The 12,386-nt window shown below is 45.9% G+C and carries 9 protein-coding genes; 5 read left to right on the top strand and 4 right to left on the bottom strand.

Annotated elements, in window-relative coordinates:
* The first annotated feature begins 120 nt into the window (after positions 1 to 120).
* Together ED312_RS22965 and ED312_RS22970 are read left to right on the top strand one after the other, a co-directional pair.
* A complete protein-coding gene (locus tag ED312_RS22965; protein ID WP_148044359.1) occupies positions 121 to 423 on the top strand; it encodes a DUF6520 family protein in 303 nt (100 codons plus the stop codon).
* 79 nt (positions 424 to 502) lie between these two features.
* A complete protein-coding gene (locus ED312_RS22970) occupies positions 503 to 1,621 on the top strand; it encodes a hypothetical protein (protein ID WP_123218365.1) in 1,119 nt (372 codons plus the stop codon).
* Here the strand turns inward: ED312_RS22970 and ED312_RS22975 are convergent.
* The 4 genes from ED312_RS22975 to ED312_RS24005 form a co-directional block, all read right to left on the bottom strand.
* Complete coding sequence (locus ED312_RS22975) at positions 1,608 to 4,676, bottom strand: amidohydrolase family protein (protein WP_123218366.1); 3,069 nt, start codon at positions 4,674 to 4,676, stop codon at positions 1,608 to 1,610. The genes ED312_RS22970 and ED312_RS22975 overlap by 14 nt on opposite strands.
* A complete protein-coding gene (locus ED312_RS22980; RefSeq protein WP_123218367.1) occupies positions 4,663 to 6,090 on the bottom strand; it encodes a RagB/SusD family nutrient uptake outer membrane protein in 1,428 nt (475 codons plus the stop codon). Before ED312_RS22980 ends, ED312_RS22975 begins: the two co-directional genes overlap by 14 nt.
* Positions 6,091 to 6,101: 11 nt before the next feature.
* The gene (locus ED312_RS22985; RefSeq protein ID WP_123218368.1) at positions 6,102 to 9,098 is read right to left on the bottom strand and encodes a SusC/RagA family TonB-linked outer membrane protein; all 2,997 of its coding nucleotides are present in this window, start codon (positions 9,096 to 9,098) and stop codon (positions 6,102 to 6,104) included.
* Positions 9,099 to 9,262: 164 nt separating this feature from the next.
* A complete protein-coding gene (locus tag ED312_RS24005) occupies positions 9,263 to 9,472 on the bottom strand; it encodes a hypothetical protein (protein ID WP_170164608.1) in 210 nt (69 codons plus the stop codon).
* A gap of 360 nt (positions 9,473 to 9,832) precedes the next feature.
* On the opposite strand from ED312_RS24005, the gene ED312_RS22995 reads away from it, so the two are divergent.
* The 3 genes from ED312_RS22995 (at position 9,833) to ED312_RS23010 (ending at position 12,340) form a co-directional block, all read left to right on the top strand.
* The gene (locus ED312_RS22995; protein ID WP_072319299.1) at positions 9,833 to 10,360 is read left to right on the top strand and encodes a hypothetical protein; all 528 of its coding nucleotides are present in this window, start codon (positions 9,833 to 9,835) and stop codon (positions 10,358 to 10,360) included.
* Between the two features lie 296 nt (positions 10,361 to 10,656).
* Positions 10,657 to 11,532 (top strand): KilA-N domain-containing protein, encoded by an 876-nt coding sequence (locus tag ED312_RS23005; protein WP_123218371.1) that lies wholly within the window; start codon positions 10,657 to 10,659, stop codon positions 11,530 to 11,532.
* 367 nt (positions 11,533 to 11,899) lie between these two features.
* The gene (locus tag ED312_RS23010) at positions 11,900 to 12,340 is read left to right on the top strand and encodes a very short patch repair endonuclease (RefSeq protein WP_123218372.1); all 441 of its coding nucleotides are present in this window, start codon (positions 11,900 to 11,902) and stop codon (positions 12,338 to 12,340) included.
* The last annotated feature ends 46 nt before the right edge of the window (positions 12,341 to 12,386 follow it).

The following is a 12,386-nucleotide window of genomic DNA, read 5'->3' on the forward strand; positions in this document are numbered from 1 at the left end:
GTACTGTACACCAAACCCGAAAAAACGAATACTGCCCGAGTATAATATATGTATTGCGCAATACAGACGGGGGAAGCCGAAAACCCGGAAGACAGAGTAGGCATTAATCTAAATTTTTTAATGATGAAGAAAACAGGAATTTTTATGGCCCTTGCGGCCTTCGTATTTGCTATCGGTACTGCCTTTGCTACCAAAGCGAATGAAGTTTCTACAGATGAAGTATCCTCTACGGATATTTCCATGCAGCAACTTGCTTATTACAGGACAATACCGAATGATCCGAACTCTTGCACCACATTTATGCAAGTACCCTGTAATCCTGTTCCGAAGACACCGCAATGTGTATGGTTTGTCCCGGGAATAGGAAACTCTCCATTGTACAATGCTTCCTGCCAGCCTTTGTACTATGATCCCGTACCATAAATGATGTATGGTAGTGACATGGGAGTGGCAGTAACTACTGTTGCTCCCATATCGTTTTAAAACATTATATCCATTCAAAATGAACTCCCGAAAAAGAACATATTATTTTCTGCTGATTTGCTTTGCAGGCAGTATCTTACTTGTAGGGGCATTATATTTTATGTCCAACGACTCCCGGAAAAACGGTTTTACCAGGGTTTTTCCAACAGAACCGGATTCTCTTGTTCCCGAAGAAGTCCTCGACATCCGACATCCCGGATATTATTTTTCCGGAAAAACAGATCACCATATTTTCCTCGGGCATTTGCAAGCACCTGCACATATCCTGATGACCAATCCTGCCCTCACCGACACTTCACATATCAACCTGGAAATAGATATTTTACCGGAAGACGCATATGACTGGAAAGCGCTCCAGGTAGCTGTTGATTCTCCACAGGTTTATCTTGCAGATGGTAGCAACGGGTTATTTTTAAAGACATTCCTGCAAGATTCACCCGTAGAGCGCTATTCGCCAGACAGCACCATGCTGTTTTCGGGATATATTCCCCTTTCCCCTTCTTCATTGGTAATGAAAAGCTATAACCCGAAATATGCTCAAAACATCCTGGAAAAGAGAAGTACAACTACTAAAGCAGAAAAAAAGTATATCCTCAAAAAGCAGGTAGACGGCATCTTTTGCACGGATGGTATGTTGCTCTATTCCCGAAAACATTCGTATTTGTTCTATATCTACTACTACAGGAACCAGCTTTTATGCCTGGATACGCTTCTCAACGAGGTATACACAAAAACCACTATCGACACTGTTTCTCATGCCAACATCAACCTCTCGGTTCTCGAAGACAGCACGCAACTTACCCTTGGCAAACCACCCTTGAGGGTAAACAAAAAAAGCCATACGGACGGAGATTTTCTTTATGTTAATTCTGCTCTACGGGCTGATAACGAAAGCCGGAGAATTTTCGGGGACCATTCGGTAATCGACCTCTATACGGTGACAAAAGGAGATTACCTGTTCAGTTTTTATGTACCGGAATACCGCGGAAAGAAAATGCGGGATTTCCTGGTTTCGGATACTGTATTATTTGCCCTGTACGACCATCATATTATTACCTATTCCCTGTCTTTTTTACAGCACAGCGCCCCGGGCAAACCAAACATTCCCAAGGACAGCCAAGTTTTTAGGGCCAAATAACATGCAGTGTTTTGCTGTCGTATACAATCCCATTTTTAATCACATAGCGAACCGAAAGCGTCTTCCGTATATCTTCGAGCGGGTTTTTGTCCAATACCAGGATATCCGCAATCTTGCCCGGTTCTATCGAGCCCAGGTCATTTTGCATGCCCAGGCCTTCTGCAGCGAGAAGTGTAATTGTCTGTAAGGCTTCGTGCCCGGTCATTCCACCGGCCAGTAATGCCTGTAGCTCCCAATGCAGTTCCATTCCCGGAACATCGCCATGCGAACCTGCCGTAACCCTTGCCCCCGAAAGGGACATTTGCGCTGCATTTTCCGCATAATACATCAGGCGGGAGTGTTCCGGAATGAGTTCTGTCTCCTCTCTCTGTTTCCCTTTGTTCCGGGATATTCCGGGTTGCATTACCCTGCTATTATCAAGTCCATAACTTTCTCTGAAAGCCCCTAACCTTCCGGTCATGGCCAGTAGTGTAGGTGTATACCAGGTTCCTGATATGGCCAGAAGTTGTTTAACATCGTCATATAGTTTCCCTACCGGGAGGATATGTTCCCAGCCTGTAAAACCATCCAGGATCACAGACAGGTTAAAAATGCCCAGATAATTGTCGGTATCGGCATGAGCGGTAATATTAAGCTCCTCTTCTTTTGCAGCCATGACCAGTAATTGCCTTTGTTTCCTGGGCCAGGAATCATGTACTTTTAAAAAAACAGCGCCCATGGATTTGTACGTACGGGCAAGGCGGCGGGCATCTTCCAAGGTATTAATACGGAATTTATTATTCACTATCCCGACAGCCCCGAAAATACGGGGAGCCGTTATACCCCCGATTTCCGAAAGTTCCGCCAGGCCGTAAGTCTCTACCCCGGTAGAAGGGTTTCTCACCGTGGTTACCCCAAGAGCCAGCTCTTTTTTAAATTCCCGCCAGTCCCCGGAAAGCAAATCTGAGGGAGGGCTGTCATGAGCATGCATGTCTATAAAGCCAGGGAGGATCGTCTTTCCCTGTACATCTATAATTTTTGCGTTTTGGGGAATATCTACTTCACCGGGAATACCGACCTCAGCAATCCGGCCGTTCTCTATGACAATAACGGCATTTTTTATAAGTTCTTTCCCGTTCATGGGGATAACATCGGCCCCGGACAACACCAGCACATCCCCGGACCGGTAAAGTGGCCGTTTATAACGAAATACGGCAAGGGTATCCGGTTGTATACTGTCTTTTATTTTTCCGGGATGATTGTTTTCACAGACCGAAAGAGCTTTCCGGCGAGGTATTCCCAGTATGGTGTTTCCGGACAGCCAGGTTATTATTTCCCCGTCCTGTTTCCAACGCGGCTGCCTGCCTCCCCTGAACGTTGTCAGCCGTATTCCCGGCATTTCCCCGGGGGTGGCGGTAGTCCCCGCCGATGCCCGGGGTGTTCCCCGGGGAGAAAGCCGCGCAAGATAAATATCTTCATGCCATGTATATGCTATATACCTGCCACAGGGAGACAATACAGCCTCTGTAGCATAATACGGTAATTCTGTAAGTACTTTTTTCTTGTTGCTATCCGGTTCCTGCAGGTAAAACGGCCTTGAAGCTCCTGTACCTGTTCCAAGGTAAGCTATTTCTCCGCTTCGTGTAAAGGAAAGGGAATTTGGCAGGGGTATACTGTCGGCAATAATTTCGGCCATATCGCTTTCTCCCGATAAAACCCATAGTTTTCCCAAAGAACGGCCGTAACCATTTCTGCCAGTACTTCCTTCCGTAAAAGCCAGCGTATTACCATCAACAGACCAGGCCGGGTTTCTGTACTTTCCTTTATATGCTGTAAGTTGTTGGGGCTTACCCCCTTTTGATGGCATACTCCACACATGACCTTCTTCCCCGTCTTCCGCACTTATAAAGGCCATTTTTCTACCGTCAGGACTGTATACGGGTTGAAAACAACCTGCAACACCGGGGGCCAAAAGCCGTGGTTTTCCTCCCGGTAATGATATCCTGTATACCTCTGATAAGGCAGAAAATACGGCCTCTTCCTTATCCGGACTTATATCGGCATTACGGATATACCGAATATCCAGGGAATCCCGAGGGAGGGTATTGGTATGGTATACCAAAGGCCCCAATTCCATATGAGCCCTGACCGAAAAAGGAATAACAGTATCTTTTCCCGTGTTGATATCTACCCGGTGTAACTTACCGCCATACCCAATGATGACAGCTTCGGAACCGGGCGTAAACACAAAACGTTCCCAACTGATGCGCCATTGTCCCAGGCTGTCTGTTAATACCCGCTCTTCCCCGGTATGGAGATTCCGGAGACGCAGCCTATTACAGGATTCTCCCCTGTACATAAAATCGTTGAGCGTAACGTAAGCCATCCATTGACCATCCGGGGATACCGCCGCCCTGCCATACCGTTTTCCGGATGGTGCCATGGACACGGTATCTCCGGTGGCTCTATTATAACGCACCAATCCCGCCCCGTTGGCATACAGGTAACGGCCACCGGGTGAAAAACGGATTTCACTGCCTCTAACTGTGGAAGGAAGGGCCTTTTTTTCACCTTCGAGATCATACCTATAACCATTGCCCAGCAGAAAGCTACCTCCCGGCCCCCATTCCACCCCGGTATTAAAGCCTTTCTCCTTTTCACGGCTCACCGGTTTTTTGTTATTACCACCGGAATCCATAATCCAGATATTTTCTGCCCCGGTGAGGTCACTGATAAAAGCAATATGTTTCCCATCCGGTGACCATACGGGACGGGAGTCCCACGATATGCCCTCTGTGATCTGTATGGCCTCGCCTCCTTCTACGGGGATCGTAAAGATATTGCCCAGCAGATCAAAAACCAGGGTGTTGCCATCGGGTGAAATGTCCACGTTCATACAGGTCCCTTCCGTGGTTTCTATGACCGCTTTTCTGGCCGGGCTTACGGGCAATGTACCGGTTTGCGGTTCCATTTCCTGGGCCATGCCGCAAAAGGAATATAGAAATATCCCTACCACAAGCGGCAAGAACTTTTTTAAATTTCTCCATGTTCTTTCCTTTGCATCAATACCCTTCATTCTGCACCAGGTTGGGATTGTTTTGTAGTTCTTTCTGAGGAAGGGGGTAAAACTCGTCGAAATCCTGCCATCCCTGTTTCAATGTGCCCAGAACACTACCGGCCCTGCCAGTGCGTTTGAGGTCAAACCAGCGATGGCCCCATTCGGTAAAAAGCTCCGTTCTTCTTTCGTGCATTATGGCATCCAGTAATGCTGCCTGTGTAACTGCCGTGGTATTGTCCAGGCCGGCCCGGTTGCGCACCGTATTAAGGTCGTGCTGTGCCCCGGCTATATTGCCTTGCCGCGCCCTGGCCTCGGCACGGACCAGGTATTGTTCCGCCAGGCGTAGTACCGTGGAATACTCGGTAAGCACATTTCCGGCATCTACCTTGTATTTAAACGGGTAATAAAATGTTTCTCCCGCTACGGCAATCTCTTCTACCCAGTCGGTTTTACGCCGGTCTCCCGGTTCAAAAACGGCCGGGAATTCACTATCCAGGGCCACAGATGCCGGACGCCCCGTAAGTATAAAATGGCTGCCTTCCCGGGTATTAATTCCCGGTGCTACGGGCATCAATTGCCAGATGGATTCTTCGCTATTTTTAAGAAAAACCGAATTCAAATCGGCCGGAAGTCCGTATTGTACCTTGTTTTCAATCACTGCAGTTGCTTCGGCCTCTGCTTCCGGCCATGCCTCGCGGTACAGGTATACCCGGGCCAGCAGGGCTTTGGCCGTCCACAGGCAGGGTCTCACCCTTTCCTCTCCGTAAACGGAGTAGTCCCCCGGGAGCAGTTCCCGTGCAGCCAGCAGGTCTGTGACCACCTGTTCGTAAACCTCTTCTGCGGGAGTACGGGACATCCCCTGGCTGGCCTTGTAGTCGGTGCTCATCACCAGGGGGACATCCCCGAAGAGGTTAAGGAGGTAAAAATAACAGAAGGCCCGGATAAACCTGGCTTCGCCTTTCAGCCGTTCTGCGACCGCCCCGGTTACCCCGGGAGATTCTTTAAGCCCTTCCAATACGGCATTAGCCCCGTAAATGTAGCTATATGCCGCGTTCCATACATAGAGTTCTATCCATGAATTGGACGGAAGGAGGGCATTGTTGTAAAACTCTCCCTGCGTGGTATTGAAAGAATAATTGACCAGTTCGTCAGCTGACAACCCCGCCAACAGGGTAATACTCTGCCCTCCTCCGCTCGCCATGGCGTTGCCGGACATCATATTACTGTAAATTCCCAGTACCGTTGCCTCTGCGGTGGCATCGTTATCAAAAACGGAAGTCCCGGTAAGCTGGAAATTGGGCTCGTCTACGGCTATGGAATCACAGGATACGGAAAGGAACAGGAAAACAATACCGTATGCGGTGATGCGGAATAGAACGGTTCCGGTATTTCGCTTCCGGGCAAACGTGATGCTGGTGTATAAAAATTGCATGTGTTCTGGTTTTAAAAGGTTAATTCTACTCCTGCCGTAAACACCCGGAGGGGTGGCAGGGCAACAGTCCCGGGGTTTTCCGGGTCCAGACCCTGGTATCCGGTAATGGTCAAAAGGTTCTGCCCCTGTCCGTAAAAGCGAACTCCCACACCATGTTTTACCGGAAGCCTGTAAGAGACGGCCAGGTTTTTTAAGCGTATAAAAGAGGCATCGGTTATGGCATAATCACTGCTCACGGCATTGTTATAGGCAAAAAATGCAGGACCAAAAGTCTGGGTAGCCCGTTGAATGGCTTCCACATCTCCGGTGTTGCGCCAGCGATTTGCCACCTCCTCCGGCTGGTTGGTGAGGAATCCCGGTGGACTAAAACTACCATAGGGTTCCCGGCCGGTCTGTTTTACCACCTGGAAGAATGCGTCTAACTGCCAGTTCCCGAATTGCAGGCTGTTTTGCAGCCCGCCGAAAAATTTGGTTGTTATGGGTTCCAGGTCCCGGATATCGTCCGGCCAGGAAATAAAGCCGTCATTATTGACGTCTTCAAACCTGTAAACTCCTGTTTCGGGGTCTACCCCGTTAAATTGATAAGATCGTACCAATTCCAGCGGTTTCCCCACGGTATATACATGGGCATGAGCAGAATTTTCTATCCCCGGGTATGCTATCAGGCGGTTACGGGGAAAACTCAGATGAAGAGCGGTTGTCCAGCTAAAATTTTTTCCACGCATATTGGTGGTGTTCAGTTCCAGCTCCCAACCCGTATTTTCAACGGTGGCGGGCAGGTTGGCCTGCACGGAAGTAAACCCGGTGATGCCCGGCAGGGGCAGGCCTATCAACTGGTCTGACGAACGATTACGGTAATAAGCGGCCGTAATCTGAACACGATTTTTCACAAAACCGAGTTCCATGGCCATTTCCAGCTTTTTGTTGGTCTCCCAGCCAAAATCCGGGTTAAAGGGCCTTACCGGTGTAAGTCCGCTACTGCCCTGGTAAGGAAAAAAAGTGGTTTGCCACAGGTCCAGGAACTGGTAGTCCCCTATCTGGTCATTTCCGGTAAGCCCGTAACTGCCGCGCAGCTTTCCGTAGCTGACAAAAGGAAATGCCTTGCTGAAAAAATCTTCTTCCGAAAATATCCAGGCAAAACCAAGGGCCCCGAAATCTGCCCACTGCCTGCCCGGGCCAAAGCGACTGGAACCATCGCGCCGGGCCGTAAGGTTCAGGAAATACGTATTGTTCCACGCATAATTGATACGGCCGAAAACCGCCCGGTAGCGATACTGCGTTTCTCCCGAAGCAAAGACAAAAATAGCTGAGGCCGCCCGGATGTTTTCCAGCAGGGCATCACTGCTAAACCCCGTAGCTTCCAGCACATGGTTTGTTCTGGTTGTTTCCTGGAAAGTCCCTCCCAGCAGGGCCTTCAGGGTTGCTTTTCCCATATGGAGTTCGTAAGCGATACGTGGCTCCGCAATCCAGGTGCGGATGCTGCTGTTATTCAATGAAGACGATCGCCGGTTCTGAACCGTAGGCGGACCAAAAGCCGACTGGGGTGTGGTTTGCAGTTCTTTTACTTCCATGGCCGTGTATCCCAGTCCGGTCTTTAATTCCAGGCCGGGCAGCAGGCGCAATCCCAGGTTGGTGTTAACCACGAGATTGTCCGTTTTGTTCCGGTATTTCCTTTCCAGCTCTGCATAAGGATTGTTCCAGGTAGCACCTTCCCAGTTCAGTTTTCCGTCAGCATCGTAAACTTCGGGAGCATTGGGCGGCAATCGCAGGGCGGCCAGGGTAAGGTCGTTGACCGGCAAACTGTTGTTGTCTGCCGTATAATTTGCCACCAGACCGGCGGTAAATTTTTTATCTGCCGAATGGTGGTTTAAATTAAAGCTCCCGGAAATCTTCCTGTTCCCGGAATTGCCGGGATATACCGTTGTTTCTTTCCGGTACCCTCCCCCGAAACGGAAAACAGTCTGTTCACCGCCCCCCGATACCGAAGCCTGCATCCCGGTGATATAGGCCGTTCCGCCTATCAGCCTGTCCTGCCAGTTGGTATAGCGGTCTGTATTCCATAACAACAGGTCAGGAGCATTGGCCGTCGTGGGTTCTACGCCGTCATTGGCAAAAGCCTCGCGGCGCATATCCAGGTAGGGCCCGGTATGCATCAATTTCATCTTGTGCCCTACTTCACCGATCCCGGACTGTAGGTCTACACGGACCCTTACTTTTCCCGAAGCTCCTTTCCTGGTAGTTATCAATACCACCCCGTTGGCCCCGCGGGAGCCGTATATGGCCGTAGCATCGGCATCTTTCAGTACTTCTATGCTTTCTATATCGGCAGGGTTAATACCGTTTAACGGGTGTGTAATAATATTGGCCCCTGGAACCCTCGAATCGGTAAGGGAGGTTGCCGTAAAGGGTACACCGTCTATAACATATAGGGGCGCATTACCATCCGTACGGATGCTGTTCCGCCCCCTGATCTCAATTTTAAAATCTCCCCCGGGCACCCCGGTATTTTGCACAATATTCACCCCGGGCATTCTTCCCTGCATGGCGGCCAGCGGGTTAGACACCGGTTGTTTGTCAATATCCGCTGCGCTTATCCGGCTGATACTCCCTGTCATTTCCCGTTCCTTTACGGTATAATAACCCGCATTGACCTCCACTCCGGCCAAAGCTGTCACCTCTTCTTCCAGTTGTACATCGATAACGGTACGGCTGTTTACGGAAAGCTCGATGGTTTTAAACCCCATATATGAAAAAACCAGGGTATCGCTATCCCGGGCCTCTATAACATAGCTTCCTTCCGGCCCGGATACCGTACCTATGGGGGTACTTTTTATAAGAATATTAACGCCGGGTATCGGCAACCCGTCCGTACCTGTAACCTTGCCGCTTATAATCTGTTGCGGGTTAAATACGGGAAAAGCACGGGTAAGCACAGGCCAATTCAGTAAAATAAGGGCAATAGTTATGGGGCACCAGCAGGACAGGCCCGCTAATGTGGTGATCTTCATGATTTTAATATTTGAGTGTTAGCTAAAAGCCCTGTGGGGTTGCAGGTAATTAGGTTGCAGGTTTTCAGGTTGCAGGTTCCAGGTTGCAGGTTGCAGGTTCCAGGTTACAGGTTCCAGGTTCCAGGTTCCAGGTTGCAGGTTCCAAGTTCCGGGTTCCGGGTTTGTTAATTCCTGAAGCTGGCCGGAGGGGTGGTTCCCGGGCCCTGCTGAAGGGTGGTTCCTGAGCCCTGCTGAAGGGCCAGTGCATCCAGTTTTTGTAAGCACTCCCGGAGTTCCCCGGTAAGGGTATCATGGCTTTTGCGTAACTGCCGGAAGGTTTCCAGCTCGGCGTTACACTGTTGGTGAAGCTGTTCTAGTTTGTGATTTGTTTTCATAATGTTTGTGTTAATGTGTGGATATTATGTATTAAGAAGAGTACTAAAACACCACCAAAAAGATGGGCGTGGAACTCAACTTATCGCATTAGAGGTACTGGTATACCGTGTGTACAGATAAGAGAGCCCACGCCCGGGTCGTGAGCAAACTTACTTATCCTCTCGTACACATAAAAATTACCAGTTTTCTAATGCGAGATTCAAAGCAATTGCTTCTAATATTTTCTATTTGAAGAATTGCAAATTTATAGCTTAATGTTCATGCATCAAACTCTTAATAAAAGCAAATATACAAAATAATCTATTTAACATCAAAAAATTTAAATTGAAATAGATTAAAATATTGATTCAATTTGTTCAATGGAGAAGTTTATCCAAGAACAAAGAAAAAAAATAGGGCTTAGAATTCAGAAGATTATAGATATTCTGGATTTAAAACCAACCCAATTTGCTGCTTTAACCAAACTTACTCCTAATACGATTACTCATATTTCCTCTGCTAAAGGGTTCAACAGTAATACCATACTCCATATTTCATTTTATACGGGAATGCCCTTAGATGTTTTACTTGACCTCTCTTCAAATAAAATAGACAAAAAAACACTTGTTAAAAATTTCTGGCAGAATGTTGAAACCCATAATCCTTCTGCGTACAATAAATTTAAGGAGAAACGATTTACCATTGTAGAAGCAATAAAAAAGTTAATTGAAGAAGCTTCTTTTTTTGACAAACCTAAAAAAACCGGAGAGGTTCGTGAATATTTAGAAACAGAATATTATAAAAGTGCCAGTAGTGCTACCATTAGTCAAGCATTAAACAATCTTTTTGAAGAAGGATTACTTCGAAGAAAAAAAATTGGCCTCAGGAATTATGCCTACTATAAGTAGGTCTAAATTCCAAAGTACAATAGACGTTATGTCAAACTTGGAAAACATTTTACAAGAACCTCTTGAGAACTACCAAATAGAAAAATCGAAAAGTTTTGCTGGAAATGCTCTTGCTCACAAGTTTAGACATGACTATCCTGCTGCCATTGAAAAGCCCCACTCGGAATTGCTAATAGCAGTGCTAAACCGAAAAACACTATCTTTAATACCGTAACTGCGGTTATACAAGACCATTGGCTGTAATATAACCAAACATTGAAAATTAGTATCTTTACCAAAGACATTGATAATAATTTATGACTGCAAAAGTAAAGCAAATAGAAGTTGAGGAAAAAATAATAGCTATAACCTCATACAACGAAGATGATTATATATGTTTAACAGATATGGTTCGTGGGGAAGAAGGAAATGACCATATCAGAAACTGGATGCGAAACCGAAATACTGTAGAATTTCTTGGAATTTGGGAACAATTGAACAATCCAAATTTTAAAGGTGTCGAATTCGACACCTTTAAAAAAGAAGCTGGTTTAAACTCATTTAATTTAACACCTAAAAAATGGGTTGAAACTACTGACGCAATAGGAATAATATCTAAAAGTGGTAGAAACGGTGGAACTTATGCCCACAAAGACATAGCTTTTGAATTTGGTGCTTGGATTAGTCCAATGTTTAAACTTCTCTTAATTAAAGAATTCCAAAGACTAAAAGAAATAGAGTCAAATAAATATAATTTAGAATGGGATGTTAAAAGAGTATTAAGCAAAGTCAATTATCAAATCCATACAGATGCAGTTAAAAATCATATTATTCCAAACTCAAAATACACAACTGACAAACAATGGCTTGAATACGCCGAAGAAGCTGATTTGCTAAACGTAGCTTTATTTGGTTGTACAGCAAAACAATGGAAAGAAGTAAATCCTCAACACGCATTGGATGGGAAAAACATGAGAGATTTTGCAAGTATAAATGAACTTGCTGTGTTATCTAATCTAGAATCTCTAAACTCTGAACTGATAAAAAGCGGAGTTGAAAAAAGAATTAGATTTAATAATATGCATAGAATTGCAAGACAACAACTTGAAATATTAAACAAAACGGATATGCTTAAATCAATTAAAAAGCAATCAGATTCAACATATATAGACAAACAAAAGAAATTAGAATAAAATACTACCCAATAACTAGCGTTCGTATGGTCGGTACGACCCAGCATGAACATCGTGTTGATTGAACGTTTGCCTTCTATGGGGATTAATGTCCGCTCTCCTAAGTGTCGTATACTCTGGCGAATATCTCAGGCTTCGCAGTCTATGTTATATGAGTAACAGATTACTATGTCCCGCTCGTTGCGGAGGTTTTTCCAGAATGGTAAAAAGGTTTTAATCCTGTTTTTATGATTTTACGGGAATCCACATGTTTCTCTGATGGCTTTTCTTTTTCTTTGAAAATGAAACAGATTCATCTCATTAATTTTTAATACATTTAAACTAGAGTAATTTTGCTTTAATTTTTCGTATAAACAAACCTACCCGGATGGCAGATGTACATGATAAAAAGACCCGGAGTTATAATATGAGCCGTATTCAGGGGAAGAATACGAAACCGGAAACAATAGTTCGTAAACATCTATTCTCAAAAGGGTTTCGTTATCGTCTTCATGTCAAAGATATGCCCGGAAAACCAGACTTGGTACTCCCAAAATATAAAACCGTAATCTTTGTACATGGGTGTTTCTGGCATGGACATGAGGGGTGCCGGTACTTCGTTATCCCTAAAACCAGAACAGAATGGTGGCTGAACAAAATAAACGGAAATAGAGAGCGGGATAAAGAAAATATAGCCCGGTTAAAAGACAATGGCTGGCAGGTATTGACTGTCTTTGAATGTCAGTTAAAGAAAGACAGAGCACAACAGACTATTAAAGAGGTGATTGGATATTTCGGAGTGACCATGCCACGGATTTCGGTGGCATAGTGCCACCAGGAAAGATACTACAATGATATAAAAAATATGTTACTGT

The organism is Sinomicrobium pectinilyticum (genome assembly GCF_003725735.1).
Classification (GTDB): domain Bacteria; phylum Bacteroidota; class Bacteroidia; order Flavobacteriales; family Flavobacteriaceae; genus Sinomicrobium; species Sinomicrobium pectinilyticum.

What these genes read in the sequence shown, in the direction of transcription:
- ED312_RS22985 (WP_123218368.1), bottom strand. Translation starts at nt 9,098, where the DNA reads ATGAAGATCACCACATTAGCGGGCCTGTCCTGCTGGTGCCCCATAACT.
- ED312_RS22965 (WP_148044359.1), top strand. Translation starts at nt 121, where the DNA reads ATGATGAAGAAAACAGGAATTTTTATGGCCCTTGCGGCCTTCGTATTT.
- ED312_RS22970 (WP_123218365.1), top strand. Translation starts at nt 503, where the DNA reads ATGAACTCCCGAAAAAGAACATATTATTTTCTGCTGATTTGCTTTGCA.
- ED312_RS24005 (WP_170164608.1), bottom strand. Translation starts at nt 9,472, where the DNA reads ATGAAAACAAATCACAAACTAGAACAGCTTCACCAACAGTGTAACGCC.
- ED312_RS22995 (WP_072319299.1), top strand. Translation starts at nt 9,833, where the DNA reads ATGGAGAAGTTTATCCAAGAACAAAGAAAAAAAATAGGGCTTAGAATT.
- ED312_RS23010 (WP_123218372.1), top strand. Translation starts at nt 11,900, where the DNA reads ATGGCAGATGTACATGATAAAAAGACCCGGAGTTATAATATGAGCCGT.
- ED312_RS23005 (WP_123218371.1), top strand. Translation starts at nt 10,657, where the DNA reads ATGACTGCAAAAGTAAAGCAAATAGAAGTTGAGGAAAAAATAATAGCT.
- ED312_RS22975 (WP_123218366.1), bottom strand. Translation starts at nt 4,676, where the DNA reads ATGAAGGGTATTGATGCAAAGGAAAGAACATGGAGAAATTTAAAAAAG.
- ED312_RS22980 (WP_123218367.1), bottom strand. Translation starts at nt 6,090, where the DNA reads ATGCAATTTTTATACACCAGCATCACGTTTGCCCGGAAGCGAAATACC.